The 17,773-nt window shown below is 61.1% G+C and carries 15 protein-coding genes; 4 read left to right on the top strand and 11 right to left on the bottom strand.

Annotated features, from left to right (window positions below):
* Positions 1–50: 50 nt before the first annotated feature.
* Positions 51–629, top strand: coding sequence for a nucleoside triphosphate pyrophosphatase (locus JBO08_RS15010; protein WP_065873970.1), 579 nt, complete (start codon positions 51–53; stop codon positions 627–629).
* Between the two features lie 130 nt (positions 630–759).
* Here JBO08_RS15010 and JBO08_RS15005 read toward each other — a convergent pair whose 3' ends face one another.
* The 3 genes from JBO08_RS15005 to rluC are packed head-to-tail and all read right to left on the bottom strand — an operon-like array spanning position 760 to position 3,373.
* The gene (locus JBO08_RS15005) at positions 760–1,743 is read right to left on the bottom strand and encodes a S49 family peptidase (RefSeq protein WP_065946017.1); all 984 of its coding nucleotides are present in this window, start codon (positions 1,741–1,743) and stop codon (positions 760–762) included.
* Positions 1,744–1,764: 21 nt separating this feature from the next.
* Positions 1,765–2,427, bottom strand: coding sequence for an HAD-IA family hydrolase (locus tag JBO08_RS15000; protein ID WP_220074844.1), 663 nt, complete (start codon positions 2,425–2,427; stop codon positions 1,765–1,767).
* Positions 2,414–3,373, bottom strand: coding sequence for a 23S rRNA pseudouridine(955/2504/2580) synthase RluC (gene rluC / locus JBO08_RS14995; RefSeq protein ID WP_065890058.1), 960 nt, complete (start codon positions 3,371–3,373; stop codon positions 2,414–2,416). Before rluC ends, JBO08_RS15000 begins: the two co-directional genes overlap by 14 nt.
* Positions 3,374–4,139: 766 nt before the next feature.
* Between rluC and rne the strand changes: the two genes are divergently transcribed.
* The gene (rne, locus tag JBO08_RS14990; RefSeq protein WP_218187116.1) at positions 4,140–7,283 is read left to right on the top strand and encodes a ribonuclease E; all 3,144 of its coding nucleotides are present in this window, start codon (positions 4,140–4,142) and stop codon (positions 7,281–7,283) included.
* Between the two features lie 185 nt (positions 7,284–7,468).
* Here rne and JBO08_RS14985 read toward each other — a convergent pair whose 3' ends face one another.
* From JBO08_RS14985 to JBO08_RS14975, 3 genes are all read right to left on the bottom strand, one after another.
* Positions 7,469–8,059, bottom strand: coding sequence for an NTP transferase domain-containing protein (locus JBO08_RS14985; RefSeq protein WP_220074845.1), 591 nt, complete (start codon positions 8,057–8,059; stop codon positions 7,469–7,471).
* The gene (locus tag JBO08_RS14980; RefSeq protein ID WP_065946019.1) at positions 8,056–9,042 is read right to left on the bottom strand and encodes an XdhC family protein; all 987 of its coding nucleotides are present in this window, start codon (positions 9,040–9,042) and stop codon (positions 8,056–8,058) included. Before JBO08_RS14980 ends, JBO08_RS14985 begins: the two co-directional genes overlap by 4 nt.
* Positions 9,043–9,182: 140 nt before the next feature.
* Positions 9,183–10,514 (bottom strand): dicarboxylate/amino acid:cation symporter, encoded by a 1,332-nt coding sequence (locus JBO08_RS14975; protein WP_065873976.1) that lies wholly within the window; start codon positions 10,512–10,514, stop codon positions 9,183–9,185.
* 339 nt (positions 10,515–10,853) lie between these two features.
* On the opposite strand from JBO08_RS14975, the gene JBO08_RS14970 reads away from it, so the two are divergent.
* On the top strand, positions 10,854–11,852 hold the full coding sequence (locus tag JBO08_RS14970; RefSeq protein WP_065873977.1) for an AraC family transcriptional regulator: 999 nt from the start codon (positions 10,854–10,856) through the stop codon (positions 11,850–11,852).
* A 139-nt stretch (positions 11,853–11,991) separates the two neighbouring features.
* Here the strand turns inward: JBO08_RS14970 and JBO08_RS14965 are convergent, their stop codons facing one another.
* The 3 genes from JBO08_RS14965 to JBO08_RS14955 are packed head-to-tail and all read right to left on the bottom strand — an operon-like array spanning position 11,992 to position 14,339.
* The gene (locus JBO08_RS14965; RefSeq protein ID WP_065873978.1) at positions 11,992–13,338 is read right to left on the bottom strand and encodes an ATP-binding protein; all 1,347 of its coding nucleotides are present in this window, start codon (positions 13,336–13,338) and stop codon (positions 11,992–11,994) included.
* A complete protein-coding gene (locus tag JBO08_RS14960) occupies positions 13,335–14,012 on the bottom strand; it encodes a response regulator (protein ID WP_049711914.1) in 678 nt (225 codons plus the stop codon). The genes JBO08_RS14965 and JBO08_RS14960 overlap by 4 nt, the downstream gene beginning before the upstream one ends.
* 18 nt (positions 14,013–14,030) lie before the next feature.
* A complete protein-coding gene (locus JBO08_RS14955; RefSeq protein WP_065873979.1) occupies positions 14,031–14,339 on the bottom strand; it encodes a hypothetical protein in 309 nt (102 codons plus the stop codon).
* A gap of 136 nt (positions 14,340–14,475) precedes the next feature.
* Between JBO08_RS14955 and JBO08_RS14950 the strand changes: the two genes are divergently transcribed.
* Entirely contained in the window at positions 14,476–15,192 is a 717-nt protein-coding gene (locus tag JBO08_RS14950; RefSeq protein WP_065873980.1) for a 4'-phosphopantetheinyl transferase, read from the top strand.
* 114 nt (positions 15,193–15,306) lie between these two features.
* On the opposite strand, the gene JBO08_RS14945 is transcribed toward JBO08_RS14950, so the two are convergent.
* Together JBO08_RS14945 and JBO08_RS14940 are read right to left on the bottom strand one after the other, a co-directional pair.
* On the bottom strand, positions 15,307–16,917 hold the full coding sequence (locus JBO08_RS14945) for an ATP-binding protein (RefSeq protein ID WP_065881337.1): 1,611 nt from the start codon (positions 16,915–16,917) through the stop codon (positions 15,307–15,309).
* A complete protein-coding gene (locus JBO08_RS14940) occupies positions 16,914–17,639 on the bottom strand; it encodes a response regulator (protein ID WP_065873982.1) in 726 nt (241 codons plus the stop codon). Before JBO08_RS14940 ends, JBO08_RS14945 begins: the two co-directional genes overlap by 4 nt.
* Positions 17,640–17,773: the final 134 nt, after the last annotated feature.

Below are 17,773 nucleotides of genomic sequence, written 5' to 3'. Positions count from 1 at the left end.
CGTCAGCCGGTCACGCGCTAGAATCTGCCACTGCCTTTGAGGAGTCGCCCATGCTGCCTTTATTACTCGCATCCAGCTCGGTTTATCGCCGGGAATTGCTGAGCCGCCTGCACTTGCCGTTCATCTGCAGCTCGCCGGATATCGATGAAAGCCATCGCGCAAATGAGTCCGCCATTGAGCTGGTCAAGCGCCTGGCCGAAGAGAAGGCCCGCGCGCTAGCGGCCAGCCATCCAGGGCATTTGATTATCGGCTCTGATCAGGTTGCCGCGCTGGAAGGCCGGATCATCGGCAAGCCTCACACCTTTGAAAACGCGCGCGAGCAATTATTAGCCGCCAGCGGCAAGCGCGTCAGCTTTCTCACCGGCCTGGCGCTGCTGAACAGCGAGACAGGGCACTGCCAAGTCGACTGCGTACCTTTTACCGTGCACATGCGTGAGCTGGACGTTGAGCGTGTTGAGCGCTATCTGCGGATTGAGCAGCCGTATGACTGCGCAGGCAGCTTCAAGGCTGAGGGGCTGGGCGTGAGCCTGTTTCAGAGTACTGAAGGGCCGGACGCAACCAGCCTGGTTGGCCTACCACTGATCCGCCTGGTGGACATGCTATTGGCTGAAGGCGTGCAAATCCCTTAATTCCACCACCAAACTACTGTGGGAGCTGGCTTGCCTGCGATAGCGGTGGTCCAGCCACTATAAATGTCGACTGGCCAACCGCTATCGCGGGCAAGCCCGCTCCCACATTTGAATCTATACATCTCTTGGATCAGCGCAGGGTCGGGCCCTGGAAGCCCATGTACAACGCCAGCTTCTCCGCCACGCTGGCGCCCAGCTTCTTGGAGAACCGATCAAACGGCGATTCCTCAACCGTAAAATCCACCAGCTCCTTCTCGCCAATCACATCCCGCGCAACCAGACTGGCGCTGCCCAGGCCGTCGATCAAACCCAGCGGCAACGCCTGCTCGCCCGACCACACCAACCCGGAGAACAACTCCGGGTGATCCTTGTCCTTCAGACGGTCGCCGCGCCCCTGCTTCACGCTGGCAATGAACTGGCGATGGGTGGTGTCGAGCACGCCCTGCCAGAACGCGGTTTCATCAGCTTTTTGTGGCTGGAACGGGTCGAGGAACGACTTGTGCTCGCCCGAGGTGTAGGTGCGGCGCTCCACACCCAGCTTCTCCATGGTGCCGACAAAGCCATAACCGGCCGCTGTCACACCAATGGAACCCACCAGGCTGGCCTTGTCGGCGTAGATCTGGTCGGCGGCACTGGCGATGTAATAGGCACCCGAAGCGCCCAGGTCGGAAATCACTGCGTACAGCTTGATATCCGGGTGCAGGCCACGCAGACGGCGAATTTCGTCATACACATAACCCGACTGCACCGGACTGCCGCCGGGGCTGTTGATGCGCAGGATCACGCCTTTGACCTTGGGGTCTTCGAACGCAGCACGCAGGCTGCTGACGATATTGTCGGCGCTGGCCGGCTCCTTGTCGGCAATGACTCCGCGCACTTCGATCAGGGCGGTGTAGCTGGCGCCACGGGTCGCGCTTTTTTCCATGTCCATCAGTGGGCTGAACAATGCCAGCATGGCAATAAGCCAGACAAAGGTCAGCAGCTTGAAGAAAATCCCCCAGCGCCGCGCACGACGTTGCTCCTGAACGCTGGCCAGAAGGGTTTTCTCCAGCAGCTTCCAGCTCTTGTCATCACCGTTTTCAGCCTTTTCGGGCGCTTTCCATTCGTCACTCATGCCATTAACCCCAGCAAAGACTTATCGGGCCCGGTTTAGCCAGGCCTGCAATTCGGAAAAATGATCAATCGTCAGTCGCGGCTCATAGTGCTGCAAGACCTCGGCAGCCTGGGCGCCGTAGCTGACCGCCACGCTGTCCATGCCGGCATTGCGCGCCATCATCAGATCGAAGGAGGCATCCCCCACCATCAAAGCCTGACGTGGCGACACGCCGCAATGCGCCAGGATCTGCTCCAGCATCAGAGGATGAGGTTTACTGGCGGTTTCATCGGCAGCACGGGTGATGTCGAAATAATCATCCCAACCGTGGGCCTTGAGCACTCGATCCAGCCCGCGGCGCGACTTGCCGGTGGCGACCGCCAAGTGGTAACCCTCGGCGCGAAAGGCCTGCAGAGACTGCGCCACGCCATCAAACAGCGGCGAAGGCTCAGCCTCCAGCGCAGTGTAGTGATCGGCGTAGTGCTCGCGAAACGCGACCAGCTCGACCTCGCTGATCTCGGGGTACAAGGTGCGGATCGCCTCAGGCAAGCCCAAGCCGATAATGCCCTTGACCGCAAAGTCGCTGCGCAGCTCGAAGCCCGAGCGCGTTGACGCCATGTGCATCGATTCAACGATCCGGCCAATGGAATTGGCCAGGGTGCCGTCCCAATCAAATATCAGCAGTTTGTAATCACGGTGCGACACTCAAACGCTCCACGGTCTTGGCCCACATCTCATCGACCGGCGCTTGCAGCTTCAATTCGCCACCATCCGGCAGCGGCACTGTGAGCATGTAGGCGTGCAGGAACAGGCGCTTGCCGCCCAGGTCGCGGATTTCCTTGGAGAAGTCCTCGTCGCCGTATTTGGTGTCACCCGCAATGCAGTGGCCAGCATGCAGCGTGTGCACACGAATCTGGTGGGTGCGACCGGTCACCGGTTTGGCCTCGACCATAGTGGCAAAGTCGCCGAAACGGCGCAGTACCTTGAACAACGTCAGGGCTTCTTTGCCCTCCTCGTCGACTTCCACCATGCGCTCGCCGGAACGCAGGTTGCTCTTCTGCAACGGCGCACGAACGCTCTTGATGGAACTGGCCCAGTTGCCGCGCACCAGCGCCATGTAGCGTTTGTCCACGCCATCGCCACGCAGCGCGGTGTGCAGGTGGCGCAACATGCTGCGTTTCTTGGCGATCATCAGCAGGCCGGAGGTGTCTCGGTCCAGGCGATGGACCAGCTCCAACTCCTTGGCGTCCGGACGCAACTGACGAAAGGCTTCGATCACGCCAAACGTCAGGCCGCTGCCGCCGTGAACCGCAATGCCGCAGGGCTTGTTGATCACGATCAGCTTGTTGTCTTCAAAGACAATCGACGCCTCGAGGCGCTGCAACAGACCCTGCGCCAATGGCACGGGCTCATCACGCTCGGGCACGCGAACCGGCGGCACACGGACGATATCGCCCGCCTGCAACTTGTACTCGGGCTTGATCCGACCCTTGTTCACCCGCACTTCACCTTTACGCAAGATGCGGTAAATCAAGGTCTTGGGCACGCCTTTGAGCCTGGCCAGGAGAAAATTGTCGATGCGTTGGCCGGCATATTCCGGCGAGACCTCAAGCAGCTGGACGCTGGGGGTCTGGGGGGCGGTATTCGTCATGGCGGCGATGATAACAATTTTTATGGAATTGAAGCACTTAATCATTGCTGCTATAGTCGCGAACGCCGCCAAAAGCGGCCTGGACAGAGGACTAGCGGCAAACTGCCGGCCCTGACCATCGCAATTCATCAGGACGCGAGGCCGTCCTACGGGGTGTTCGCCACCTTGGAAGGCTCAAGATTGTAACGAGCGCAGGTGACATGAGGCCTGAAGCGAGTGCAGAAAGCAGAGTGAATACTCGCGTTTTGCGCCGATATTTACGGCCAGTTCACAAAGTGCAGTCAGTTCTGAGCCAGACCATGGTGAATGCTTCGGAAACAACGCCTGTTAAGAGCTGAGTGAGAGCGCAGTCGCCCACATTCAGTCTTGTTTAGCCATGAGCGTGGACTCCCCATTGGAGAACACGGTAAATGCCAACCCGCTGCGGATTCTGCGCGCGGCAGCACCCGAATTATCAGGGATACGTGTAGGGTGGAGATGCACAACCGTCGGACCGTGTAGCACTAGGCTTATATTTAGACGCTTCATCTCGTCCACAGTCGTCGGTTGATTCCTCCTCCTGACCTTAGCTTTTGTTGAAGTGGTGCCTTTGTCACCACCGCTAACAAGCAGGACGCGTCCGTCGCGATACGGCCCAATTGGCCTGTTATTGCTGGACACTGGAGTGGCCAACCACTCTTGACGCACCTGACACCGACCGTGAGAAGTCGTGTGTGCCGAACGCCGTTTCCGGCAGCCCGGAAACCGACGGTACAACATGAAAAGAATGCTGATTAACGCAACTCAACCCGAAGAGTTGCGTGTTGCACTGGTAGATGGCCAACGCCTCTACGACCTGGACATCGAATCCGGTGCACGCGAGCAAAAGAAGGCCAACATCTATAAAGGCCGGATTACTCGCATCGAACCAAGCCTTGAGGCTGCCTTTGTCGATTTCGGCTCCGAGCGCCACGGCTTCCTGCCCCTCAAAGAAATCTCCCGCGAATACTTCAAGAAAGCCCCTGAAGGCCGCGTGAACATCAAGGACGTCCTGAGCGAAGGCCAGGAAGTCATCGTCCAGGTCGAAAAAGAAGAACGTGGCAACAAGGGCGCCGCCCTGACCACCTTCATCAGCCTGGCCGGTCGTTACCTGGTGCTGATGCCGAACAACCCACGTGCCGGCGGCATTTCCCGTCGCATCGAAGGCGAAGAGCGCAACGAACTGCGTGAAGCGCTGAACGGCCTGATCGCACCCGCCGACATGGGCCTGATCGTTCGCACTGCCGGCCTGGGCCGCAGCAGCGAAGAAATGCAGTGGGACCTCGACTACCTGCTGCAATTGTGGACCGCCATCAAAGAAGCGTCCCTGGATCGTTCCGCGCCGTTCCTGATCTATCAGGAAAGCAACGTGATCATCCGCGCCATCCGTGATTACCTGCGCCAGGACATCGGCGAAGTGCTGATCGACAGCGTTGAAGCCCAGGACGAAGCCCTGACCTTCATCCGCCAGGTGATGCCGCAGTACGCCAGCAAGATCAAGCTCTACGAAGACAGCGTTCCGCTGTTCAACCGTTTCCAGATCGAAAGCCAGATCGAGACCGCCTTCCAGCGCGTGGTCGAACTGCCTTCCGGCGGCTCCATTGTGATCGACCCGACCGAAGCCCTGGTGTCCATCGACATCAACTCGGCGCGTGCGACCAAAGGCAGCGACATCGAAGAAACCGCGCTGCAGACCAACCTGGAAGCGGCAGAAGAAATCGCCCGCCAACTGCGCCTGCGTGATATCGGCGGCCTGATCGTGATCGACTTCATCGACATGACCCCAGCCAAGAACCAGCGCGCCGTGGAAGAGAAAGTCCGCGAATGCCTGGAAGCTGACCGTGCCCGCGTGCAAGTCGGCCGCATCTCGCGCTTCGGCCTGCTGGAAATGTCTCGTCAGCGCCTGCGTCCATCCCTGGGCGAAAGCAGCGGCATCGTCTGCCCGCGTTGCAACGGCACCGGTATCATCCGTGACGTTGAATCGCTGTCCCTGGCGATCCTGCGCCTGATCGAAGAAGAAGCCCTGAAAGACCGCACCGCCGAAGTCCGCGCACAAGTGCCGATTCCGGTTGCAGCTTTCCTGCTCAACGAAAAACGCAACTCGATCACCAAGATCGAACTGCGCACCCGTGCCCGTATCGTCATCCTGCCGAACGATCACCTCGAAACGCCGCACTTCGAAGTGCAGCGCCTGCGTGATGACAGCCCGGAAGCCCACAGCGGCCAGTCCAGCTATGAAATCGCCGCTGCCGCTGCCGAAGTGGAAGAAGTCCAGCCAGCCGCTGCGACCCGTACCCTGGTTCGCCAGGAAGCTGCGGTCAAGACGGCCCCTGCCCGTGCCAACGCACCGGTACCCGTTGAAGCAGCAGCGCCTGTTGCCGCTCCGGCCGTTATGCCTGAGCCAAGCCTGTTCAAAGGCCTGGTGAAATCGCTGGTCAGCCTGTTCGCCACCAAAGAAGAGCCAGCCGCTCCGGTTGTGGTTGAAAAACCGGCTTCCGAGCGTCCTGCACGCAACGAAGAGCGTCGCAACGGTCGCCAACAAAGCCGTAACCGCAACGGTCGCCGTGACGAAGAGCGCAAGCCGCGCGAAGAACGTGCGCCGCGTGAAGAACGCGCCCCACGTGAAGAGCGCGCACCTCGCGAAGCCCGTGAAGAAACCCCAGTGGTAGAACGCGCACCGCGTGAAGAGCGCGCGCCACGTGCCCCACGTGCCCCGCGTGAAGATCGCAAGCCTCGTGGCGAGCGTGAAGAGCGTGTGCGTGAATTGCGCGAGCCACTGGACGCTGCGCCAGCCGTTGCCGGTGCCGCTGTCGTTGCAGAAGAACGCCCGGCTCGCCAACCGCGCGAAGAGCGTGCGCCACGTGAAGAACGCCAACCGCGCGCTCCGCGTGAAGAGCGTCAACCACGCGCCGAGCAAGCGGCTGCCGCCAGCGAAGAAGAGGAAGTGCTGACCAGCGAAGAGCAACTGCAGGAAGACGGTCAGGAAGGCGCCGAAGGCGATCGTCCACGCCGCCGCTCCCGCGGCCAGCGTCGTCGCAGCAACCGTCGTGAGCGTCAACGTGACGCCAACGGCAACGTGATCGAAGGCTCGGAAGAAGCCGGCGAAAACGCAGAAGCCGCTACCAGCGAGCCAACTGGCGAAGAACTGGCTGCCGGCCTGGCCGTTACGGCTGCCGTTGCCAGCTCGGTTATCAGCGCACCTGCTGAAGCCCAGGCCCACGAGCAGGCTGAACGCGCCACCGCCGCCATCGAAGAAACCGCCGCTGTGGAAGCACCTGTTGCCGAGACCCCAGTGGTTGAAGCGCCGGTTGTTGAAGCGCCTGCTGCTGAAGCGCCAGTCGTAGAGGCACCAGTTGTCGAAGCGACCACCCCAATCGAAGCGCCGGTTGTACCGGAAGTGGAAGTGGCGCAGGCGCCTGAAGCTCAGCCAGAAGTTGAAGTGGCCGCTGTTGAGCCCGCACCTGTGGTTGAACCTCAGCCAGTGGTCGAAGCGTTTGTTGAAGCACCGGTTGTCGAAGCAGCGCCGGAAGTACGCGAAGTTCGTGAGGAACAGACCGCCTTCCAATGGACTGCCGAGCCTGCCGCTTCGGTTGAAGCGCCAGCCCCTGCCCCCGTGGTAGAAGAAGCGCCAGCACCGGTTGCTGAAGTCGTGGTTGCCGAGCCTGCCCCAGTGGTTGAGCCCGCTCCGGTCGTTGAACCTGCGCCAGTCGTTGAAGCGCCGGTGATTGCCGAAGTTGCCGCTCCAGTGGTTGAAGCCGCACCGGCCAGCGCGCTGACCGAAAACGGCCGAGCACCGAACGACCCACGTGAAGTGCGTCGTCGTCGCAAGGAAGCGGAAGCAGCCGCCGCTGCTGCACGGGAAGCAGAGCACGAGCCTAAACCCCTCGTCTGATTCCAGCAGCGACTAAAAAGCCCCGCCTGAGTGATCAGGCGGGGCTTTTTAATGGCGACGAAAACACTGATTCATCGATTTGAAATGCAAGCAAAGGTGGGAGCTGGCTTGCCTGCGATAGCGGTGTATCAGTCACAGGTGTTTTGGCTGACAGACCGCTATCGCAGGCAAGCCAGCTCCCACACTTAGACCGGGGTGAAATTCAGGGACTGCGGCAAATCGACATCCCATAACACGCCGGGGTCATTCAGCTGCACTTCCCTCACCGCCGCCTGCGCAAACAACGGTTTGGCCCCACGGTCACCGGTCAATGCCATCAACCCCGGCCCAGATGCCCGGTCAAACGCCACAGGATGCCCATACTGCCCATCCTGCAGCGGCACGCTGATGCCACCCTCCTCCAACCCATCGATTACTTGCTCAATGCTCGATGACTGAATAAACGGCATGTCCCCCAGCAGCACCAGCCAGCCGTCCGCCGGACCGCTGGCCACCACCGCCGCGGCAAGACTGTCGCCCATCCCCGCCGAGCGTAGCAGCAGGACGTCGCAGCCATACGCCTCAGCCAAACGGATCACCTGCGTTCGCTCCGGCGAGGTCACCAGCCAGCGCTTTACAACGCGCTTCGGTAAATTCACCAGCACCTGCTCAATCACTGGCCGAGTCACGCCATCCAGGCCGACGCAATCAGCCAACAGCTTATCCTGGTCAGCCCCCGCCTCGGCACGAAAGCGACTGCCCTGCCCCGCCGCGAGCACAATCGCCGTCAGCGTCACTCAGCTACCACCGGCAGCGGCTTTTTCTGCATGGGCGCCACACCGTTCTTGATCGCAACAATTTCCGCCATTAACGACAGCGCGATTTCCGCCGGCGTATGGCTGCCGATGTGCAACCCGATCGGCCCGTGCAGGCGCGCAATCGCTTGCGCCGACAACCCCAGCGCCGCGAGGTTTTCCCGGCGTTTCTGAGTATTGACCCGCGAACCCAGGGCGCCGATGTAGAACGCCGAGGAATTCAGTGCCGTAAGCAGTGCCATATCATCCAGGCGCGGATCATGGGTGAGGCAGACGATGGCCGTGCGCTCATCGGTCTGGATATTCAGCACCGCTTCATCGGGCATGCCCGGTACGAAGCGGCCGTGCTGTTCTTCCCAGCCGTAGACGAACTCGTCGCGCGGGTCGCAGATCAGCACTTCGAAATCCAGCAACCGCGCCATTTCCGCTACATAACGCGACAACTGCCCGGCGCCGATCAACAGCAAACGCCAGCGCGGGCCATAGATAGCCCGCAGGCGTTCGCCGTCGAAGGTCACCCCATCGGTCTTGCTCGCGCTGCTCAAGGTGACGTTGCCGGTGGTCAAGTCCAGCTCACGTGCGACGATCTGATGATCTTCACAACGCGCCAGCAGTTCCGACACCCATTCCCACGCGTCCACGCGCTCTTCAGTCAGGCGCAAGGTGCCACCACATGGCAGGCCAAAACGCGCCGCCTCGTCGCGGGTGACGCCGTAGGTCACCAACTGCACCGGCGGCCCGTCTTCAGGCAGTCGGCCATCCTTCAGGCGTGCAATCAAGTCATCCTCGATGCAGCCGCCAGACACCGAGCCGATCACCACGCCATCGCCGCGCAGCGCCAGCATGGCGCCCGGCGGGCGCGGCGCGCTGCCCCAGGTCTGGACCACGCTGTATAACACCACTCGCTGCCCGGCGCGACGCCATTCCAGCACGCTGCGCAGGACATTCAGATCCACACTGTCCACAAAACCTCCTGCAAGCGTAAAAAACCATTCACTTACTGTAAAACAAAAGCCGCCAAAGTGACGCGCCAGAAACGCAAACGCCCCGAACCAGTCGGGGCGTTTGTGCGTTGCGGTCGGCGTTAGTTCACGCCATCAGCAGTTTACTTGACGACAGGTGCAGGGCCTTCGGCCACGCCCAGGTCATCCAGCTCGCGCGTTTCCGAGATACCGGTACCGCCGGACGCCAGCTCGCTTTGCAGCTTGTCGGTGTCCAGTTCCTTGACCCACTTGGCCACAACGATGGTTGCAACAGCGTTACCCACCAGGTTGGTCAGCGCGCGAGCTTCGGACATGAAGCGGTCGATACCCAGGATCAGCGCCAGGCCTGCAACAGGCAGGTGGCCTACAGCCGACAGGGTCGCAGCCAGGACGATAAAGCCCGAACCAGTCACGCCAGCAGCGCCTTTGGAAGACAGCAGCAGCACCAGCAACAGGGTGATCTGGTGGGTGATGTCCATGTGGGTGTCAGTCGCCTGGGCGATGAACACGGCAGCCATGGTCAGGTAGATCGACGTACCGTCGAGGTTGAACGAGTAGCCCGTCGGGATCACCAGGCCGACTACGGATTTCTTCGCGCCCAGACGCTCCATCTTGATCAGCATGCGTGGCAGTGCGGATTCGGAAGACGAAGTACCCAGTACGATCAGCAACTCTTCACGGATGTAGCGGATCAGTTTGATCACGCTGAAGCCGTGAGCGCGGCAGATGCCACCCAGCACCACCAGCACGAACAGCAGGCAGGTGATGTAGAAGCAGATCATCAACTGACCCAGTTGCACCAGGGAACCTACGCCGTAGGCACCGATGGTGAACGCCATGGCGCCCAGGGCACCGATTGGCGCGAGCTTCATGATCATGTTGATGATATTGAACATCACGTGGGCGAAGCGATCGATGAAGTCCAGCACTGGCTTGCCGTAGGCACCCAGGCGATGCAGGGCGAAACCGAAGATCACCGAGAACATCAGCACTTGCAGGATGTCGCCGTTGGCGAAGGCGCCGACGATGGTGTTCGGGATGACGTTGAGGATAAAGCCAACGATGCTCTGGTCTTTACCGGCAGTGACGTAGGCCGCGACTTTGGAAGCGTCCAGGGTCGCTACGTCGATGTGCATGCCGGCGCCCGGTTGCACAACGTTGACCACGATCAGGCCGATCAGCAGAGCGACGGTAGAAACGATTTCGAAGTACAGCAGCGCGTAGCCGCCGGTTTTGCCCACCGATTTCATGCTTTGCATGCCAGCGATGCCGCTGACAACGGTGCAGAAGATGATCGGGGCGATGACCATTTTGATCAGTTTGATGAACCCGTCACCCAGTGGCTTGAGGGCCACGCCGGTCTGCGGGTAGAAGTGACCGAGCAAAATACCGATAACGATTGCGACGATCACCTGGAAGTACAGGGATTTGTAGATTGGCTGACGAGTCGTCATTGCAAAGTTCCTCAATCGTCCCGTGTGGCAAATATCCGCCATTGCCCACGACACTTGAATTGCGAACCCTCCTGCACTGGAGGGATTTGTTGTTTGCGAGCCCTGTAGAAACAAGCCTGCGCTGTAGTCCTTATCGCAAACGCCGTGCCACTTCTCTTAAAATCCGCAAAGGCCTTTAGGCATCAGGGCTTGGGACTTCCTGGCATCCTCCCAAGCGCATAAGCAAGTGGCGGATTTCCGCCCCCTCACCCAATCCCGTCCTACAATTTGGCGGATATCCGCCTTGTGACCCTCTCCAGCGCTGGCTACCATCCGCGACTCCATGGACGAGGCCTTCGCATGCGTGAACGTACCATCGCCAGTCATTTCGCCCGCGCTGCTCTCGGCGGGGCGCGTCGGGACGGTTACGACTATTCGGGGCTGCTGGACCAGGTGGGCATCACGCCGGAGCTGCTCACCGAACCCCGCGCCCGTATCGCGCCGGAGCAATTCGCCCGGTTGCTGCAAATGCTCTGGCTGGCGCTTGACGATGAATATCTTGGGTTCGCCGACGGCCCAAGCAAACGCGGCACCTTCGCGATGATGTGCCACGCGCTGATCCACTGCCGCACCTTGGAGAAAGCCCTGGAACGCGGCTTATTATTTTATAGCCTATTCCCACAAGGCCCGCGCTGGCAGCTGACACGTGAAGGCGAAATGGCCCGCTTGAGTCTGGACGACTCGCAGTTGTGGGACCCGGATCACTTCCTCAGCGAATGCCTGCTGGTGATCTGGCATCGCCTGGGCAGCTGGCTGATCGGCCAACGGATTCGGCTGCACCAGGCCACCTTCAGTTATCCGACGCCGGCTCACGCCGGCGAATATGACCTGCTGTTTCCCTGTGCCCAGGTATTCGGTGCGCCGAACAGTAGCCTCGTGTTTCCCGCGCGCTACCTGAACCTGCCGCTGCTGCAGGATGAGCGCACACTCAAGCACTTTTTGGAGCGCTCACCCGCCGACTTGCTCTCTCGGCCAGATGAAGGCGATAGCTTGAGCAGTCAGCTACGCCGCTTGCTCAGCCGCGACCGCACGCCCTGGCCGGACTTGGAAGCCGTCGCCCAGCACCTGCACATCAGCCCGCAGACCCTGCGCAGGCATTTACGCGAAGAAGGCACCAGTTTTCAGGCTCTCAAGGATGAGCTGCGGCGGGACATCGCCATTTATCATTTGGGCCGAGCGGATTTGTCATTGCAGGAGATTGCCGAGCAGTTGGGGTTTTCCGAGCCGTCGGCGTTTCATCGGGCGTTCAAGAAGTGGACGGGGCTGACGCCAGGGGCGTATCGCGCGCAAGAGAGTTAGAGCTGTGTTGCTTGTGCGGGCCTCATCGCGGGCAAGCCCGGCTCCCACAGTGGATTGGGTTAACACATAGTGATTTGTGAACCCAATCCACTGTGGGAGCCGGGCTTGCCCGCGATGAGGCCAGTGGAATCAACAGAGATTACAAGGCCGGAAAATGAATCTTGAATGCCGCGCCACCCAACGGTGAATCCCCCAGGGTCAACCGTGCGCCGTAGCTTTCAATAATATCCTTGACCACCGCCAACCCAATCCCCTGCCCGGGATGCTGGCGATCCAGCCGTTCACCCCGTTGCAAAATCCGCGCACGCTGGTCCGCCGGCACACCCGGCCCGTCATCCTCAATGCACAGCTCACTGCCCTCCAGGCTTTCCACCAGGCTGATGCGCACTTCGCTCAAACACAGGCGGTAAGCGTTTTCCAGCAGGTTGCCGAGCAATTCCAGCAAGGCGCCCTTCTCGATGGGCACGTCGCATTCATCCGGCAGTTCAAAGGAGACGGTGACGCGTTTGTCGCGGTAGACCTTGTCCAGTGTGTCGCACAGGCTTTGCAGCACCGGCGCCAGGCGTACCTGGTGGCGCACCAGGCCGCTTTTGCGCAGGCTGGCGCGTTGCAACTGGTAACTGATCTGCTGGCTCATGCGCTCAATCTGTGACTGCAAAACCCAGGCCTGGTCGCGATCTTCCGGGCGCTGGGCCATGTCTTCGCTCACGCCCTGCAACACCGCCAGCGGGGTTTTCAGGCTGTGGGCCAAATCGTCAAGGGAGTCGCGGTAGCGCGCACGTTGCTCACGTTCGCTGTGCAGCAAACGGTTGAGGGAGCCGGTGAGGCGCAGCAATTCGCGGGGGTGTTGTTCACTAAGGCTTTCTCGGGTGCCGCCTTCGATCTGGTCGAGTTCCTGGCTAAGCCGCCGCAAGGCTTGCAAGCCCCAGGTCAGGCCCAGCCAGAGCAAGGTCAGCAACACCAGCAACGCCGCACCAAAGCCCAGGTAGAGGTTTTCGCGCAGGCCTTCGAGGGTCAGTTGGTATTCACGCACCGGTTGCAGGGCGACGATACTAAACGCCGCGCTCTTGCCGCCCAGCAGCCTGACCTCGACGTCATACACAAAGAATTCCTGACCATTGGCCTCACGAATTCGCGCAAATTCATTACCGCGCCCGTCGTAGCGCGGTTTGTAGTTGATGTTCTCTTCCTTGGTCGCCCGCGAACGCCACACCAGGTGGCCCTCGCGGTCGTAGATATAGCCGAGCAGGCGGCTGTCGGTGAGGTTGAAACGTTCGTCCGGCAACTGCGCCGGCATCTGCAGGCGGTTATTGTCGACCCGCGCGGCGGAAATCAGGGTGGTGACGTCCGACGCCAAGCGCTGCTCGATGGAGTCCTGCAACGCCAGGCTGAACGCCCCCTGCATGGCCGGCAACAAACCCAGCATAAACAGCACGGCCAGAGTGGCGGCCGCCAGCATCAAGCGCACGCGTAACGAGCGAATCAACGGCAGCGCTCATTGAAGAGGTAGCCCAGGCCACGCACGGTGTCGATCGGCTTGAACCCGGCCGGGCCTTCCAGCTTACGGCGTAGGCGACCGACCAGCACTTCGATGACATTGGGATCACGCTCGTCGTCATCGGGGTAAAGCTGCTCCATCAAACGGTCCTTGGCGACCACTTGCTGGTGGTGGCGCATCAGGTATTCGAGAATCCGGTATTCGTAGGCGGTCAGTGCCAGGGGCTGTTCGTCGAGGGACGCTTGCTTGCGGTTAAGGTCCAGCAGCAACGGCCCGGCCACGATGGTCGACTGGGTGAAACCACTGGAGCGACGCAGCAACGCGTTCATCCGCGCTTCCAGCTCTTCAAACTGGAACGGCTTGACCAAGTAGTCGTCGGCGCCGGCAGCCAACCCTTCGACCTTGTCCTGCCAGTTGCCGCGAGCCGTGAGGATCAGGATCGGGAAGGTCTTGGCCTGGGTACGCAGTTGGCGGATCAGGTCCAGCCCACCCAGGCCGGGCAGGCCCAGGTCGATGATGGCCAGGTCATGGTTGAATTGGCCCGTCTGGTAGAGGGCCTCTTCGGCATTGGCCACGGCCTCGACCACGTGGCCGCTGTCGGTCAGGCGGGTAAACAGGTGATGGCGCAGCAGCGCCTCATCTTCCACCACCAGCAATTTCATAAGGCTCTCCAAAGCAAATCAACTGTCCGACAGAGGGATATCATAGCGGCCCTGCAGGTCTTGCGGGCGCAGTTTAATACCATTGAACTGACCGGTCAGGTGTTCATAGCCAGCGCGGTACGCCGGCTGCGGGGTGACAAGGCCAAGGGATTGGCCCCAGGGCGTAGGTTGGCTGCCAGCGTCTTCGAGGCTGACACGCTGAATCAAGGTGCTGGTTTTTCGGGTCTTTTCTTTGCCGAATGCGGCAAAGGCACCATCAGCGGCCTGGACCCCAGCGGTGGCACTGAGCATGGTTAACGCCAACATCAGCTTTTTGATCGCACTCATGGTGCTTACCTCCACGCATTTTGGCTGTTAGGCCAGACTACGCAGGCGCCCCTGAACTCCCCCTGAACAGGCTCTGAACCGCACCTGAACCGCAGCGGGCTATCCTGTTGCCCATCAACTCGGCAAAATACCGCCCATGAATTCCCTACCCGCTTGCTGCACTCCACTCGACGCCCATTGGCCGCTGCCCGATCCCTTGCCGGGCACGGTGTTTCTCAGCACCCGGTTTGACCCTGCCTTATTAGCGCCAGGCGACTTCCAGCGCAGTGCCGTGCCGCCCCCCGCGAGCATCCAGCGTTCAGTGGCCAAGCGTCAGGCCGAGTTCCTGGCCGGCCGGCTGTGCGCCCGCGCTGCACTGCAACAGCTCGATCACCTCGATTGCGTGCCAGCCATCGGTGAAGACCGTGCACCGGTGTGGCCCGCGCACATCAGTGGCTCCATCACCCACAGCACCGGGCACGCCGCTGCGATTGTCGCGCACACGGCGCAATGGCGTGGGCTTGGGATGGACCTGGAGAATGTGCTGACGCTGGAGCGGGCTGAACGGCTGGCCGGGGAAATCCTGACGGCCGATGAAATGCGGCGTATGGCCGCCCTCCCGCGAGAGCAGATCGCTTTGCTGGTGACGCTGACGTTTTCGGCCAAGGAAAGCCTGTTCAAGGCGCTCTATCCGATTGTGCAGAAACGTTTTTATTTTGAGCATGCGGAGTTGCTGGAGTGGTCCGAGTCGGGCCAGCTGCGGCTACGGTTGCTGACGGATCTTTCCAGTGAGTGGTGCCATGGCAAGGAGCTGGTGGGGCAGTTTGCGGTGAGTGATGGACAACTGTTGAGTCTGGTAGCCATCCGCGCTTGATAGATCGCTATCGCAGGCAAGCCAGCTCCCACATTTGGAGTGCATTCCAAAGCTGGAACTCGATCGAATGTGGGAGCTGGCTTGTCGGGTCGCCGCACCGCTGCGATAGCGGTATCAGGGTTTGTCCTGATCCCTGGGCCAACTCAAGCTGAAGCACGCCCCACCCAAATTGTTGCTCTTGCTGATCAACGCCCGGCCGCCGTGCCAGTAGATAATCCGACGCACAATCGATAAGCCCAGGCCATGCCCACCCGAGGCGCGGGTGCGGCTGTCGTCCAGGCGCAGGAACGGCGTGAAGATGCGCTCCCAAGCGCTTTCCGGCACGCCGGGGCCGTCGTCTTCCACGTCGATACGGCAGCGCACCTGGCCCACCTGATAACTGATCAACACGTGGCCTTGGGCGTGGCGCATGGCATTGCTCACCAGGTTCTGCAGGGCACGGTGCAAATAACGCGGCTCGGCGTCGACCCAGGCGTCATCCCAATGCGTCGAAGACAGGCAGATACCCCGTGCCACGTTGATCTGCGGGCGCAGTGGCGATAATTCGCCGATCACCTGATCAAGCAGCGCATTCAGGTCGACTCGCTGGAAATTCAGCTCCGGCGAGCCCTGTTCCAGGCGCGCATAAGTGAGCATTTCATCGACCAGGCCATCAAGGTCCTGAATGTCGCTGTCCATGCCTTCGAGGTATTTGCGCCGTGCCTCGGGGGTGGTGGCATCGCCGACCATCTCCAGGCCGAAACGCAGACGCGCCACCGGCGTGCGCAGTTCGTGGGACACCGCGCGCACCAGTTCACGCTGGATCGCCAGCAACTGCTGCAAGTGCTCGGCCATGCCGTTGAACGCTGCAGCGAGGCGCCCCACCGAGTCAGCGCCACGGGCCGGCACGCGGACTTCCAGGTTGCCCTTGGCAATGCGTGTGGCGGCGGCTTCCAGGCCGCGCAAGCGGCGTTCAAGCTGACGCACCAATAGATAGACGATCAGACCGATCAGGGTCAGGCCGATCAAGGCGATCAGGATGAGCCACTGCGCCGGATAAGGGTTCATCTGATACAGGGGACCGAGTTCCAGCACCCACGGCGTGCCGACCATGCCGGCAAACACGCGGATCGAATCGCCGCCCTTGCCCAGGGCCATCACCGTATCGCCTTCCGATACGCGACGGCGCTGGTCCTCGTCCATATCAGCCTGGTCGAGGGTCATCAGGTGCATGTCAAAGCCAAAACCCTTGGCTTCTTTTATGTCTGCCAGGCGCTGCGGCTGTTCGGCCACCGGGAAGCGCACCAGTTCGTCGGCGAGCAGGTAGATCGTCGCGCGCGCCAGTTGCTCGCTGATCTGCTGCACCTCCCCCTCCAGCACGAGTGGTTCCTGGGCACTGACCAATCGCAGCACCCGCGCGGCGTGAGGACCCGTCTGTTGCACCAGCACTTGGCCACGTTGCAGGCTGTTGCGCTGGCTCAAGTCCAAGTGCACATCGGCCAGGGGGCGCAACTCCAGCGGGATACCCAGCAAACGCTCCCACACCGCCAGGGCGCGTTGGCGCTCGATGGGACTCATGGGCTGCAGGTTGTCGCCCATCAAGGCAAAGGTGCCATGGGCCAGGCGCTCGCGGTACTGGCCGCTGCGCACCTCGTTGAGCAGGTGCAGGGCCAGTACGCCGAGCAGCGCCACCAGAATCAGCGCTGCGCACATGCCGCCGTAGATACGCAGGAAGATCGAATTCACAGCGGCATGTCGGCGGCGGCTTCGGGGACGAACAAATAGCCTTTGCTGCGGACGGTCTTGATCAGGCGTGGGTGGATCGGGTCGTCGCCGATTTTCGGGCGGATGCGCGAGATGCGCACATCAATCGAACGGTCCTGGCCGTCGTAGCCGATGCCGCGCAAGGCGATGAAGATTTCTTCGCGGGACAGGATGCGACCGGCATTCGCCACCAGCAGCCAGAGCAGGTCGAATTCAGCACTGGTCAGCTCAATACCGTCATTATTCAACCAAGCCTCGCGCAGGGCATTGTCCACCACCAAAGGGCCAAATTGCAGGCGGCGCTGATTCTCTACCGCAGGCGGTTCCGCCGGTTCGCTGCGCCGCAGCAGGGCCTGGATGCGCGCCAGCAACAGACGCGGGCGCACGGGTTTGCACACGTAGTCATCGGCGCCCATGTCCAGGCCCATCACCTGGTCCATGTCGTCGGTGCGCGCGGTGAGCATCAGGATCACGCCGTCATAGCGCTCGCGCACCTTGCGGCAAATGCTCAGGCCGTCCTCGCCGGGCAGCATCAGGTCCAGGATCACCAGGTCCGGTTGCTCGGCGATGATACGCGCGGCCGCCTGGGCGCCATCGCCTTCCACTGACACCCGCAGGCCATTGCTCTCCAGATACTCACGGGTCAGTTCGGCCAGTCGCTGGTCGTCCTCGACGATCAGTATTTGCCAGGCTTCTTGCTCCACGGGTGGTCCTCGTTGTTATTAGAAACTGCGTTGGCCATACCCTGTTTGTCATGTTTTGAGGGCATAACAATGGCCGATTGTAGCCATGCCCCAACCCCCAAACACAAGCCGGGAAATCCATTCGGTGATCGCGT

It is taken from the genome of Pseudomonas sp. LAP_36 (assembly GCF_019456785.1).
GTDB classification, from domain to species: Bacteria; Pseudomonadota; Gammaproteobacteria; order Pseudomonadales; family Pseudomonadaceae; genus Aquipseudomonas; species Aquipseudomonas tritici.
This window is presented reverse-complemented; position numbering and strand designations above follow the sequence as displayed.

Bases quoted from the DNA above. Each gene is read 5' to 3' on its own strand.
- JBO08_RS15005 (WP_065946017.1), bottom strand. From the start codon at position 1,743: ATGAGTGACGAATGGAAAGCGCCCGAAAAGGCTGAAAACGGTGATGAC.
- rne (WP_218187116.1), top strand. From the start codon at position 4,140: ATGCTGATTAACGCAACTCAACCCGAAGAGTTGCGTGTTGCACTGGTA.
- JBO08_RS14950 (WP_065873980.1), top strand. From the start codon at position 14,476: ATGAATTCCCTACCCGCTTGCTGCACTCCACTCGACGCCCATTGGCCG.
- JBO08_RS15010 (WP_065873970.1), top strand. From the start codon at position 51: ATGCTGCCTTTATTACTCGCATCCAGCTCGGTTTATCGCCGGGAATTG.
- JBO08_RS14975 (WP_065873976.1), bottom strand. From the start codon at position 10,514: ATGACGACTCGTCAGCCAATCTACAAATCCCTGTACTTCCAGGTGATC.
- JBO08_RS14970 (WP_065873977.1), top strand. From the start codon at position 10,854: ATGCGTGAACGTACCATCGCCAGTCATTTCGCCCGCGCTGCTCTCGGC.
- JBO08_RS14955 (WP_065873979.1), bottom strand. From the start codon at position 14,339: ATGAGTGCGATCAAAAAGCTGATGTTGGCGTTAACCATGCTCAGTGCC.
- JBO08_RS14960 (WP_049711914.1), bottom strand. From the start codon at position 14,012: ATGAAATTGCTGGTGGTGGAAGATGAGGCGCTGCTGCGCCATCACCTG.
- rluC (WP_065890058.1), bottom strand. From the start codon at position 3,373: ATGACGAATACCGCCCCCCAGACCCCCAGCGTCCAGCTGCTTGAGGTC.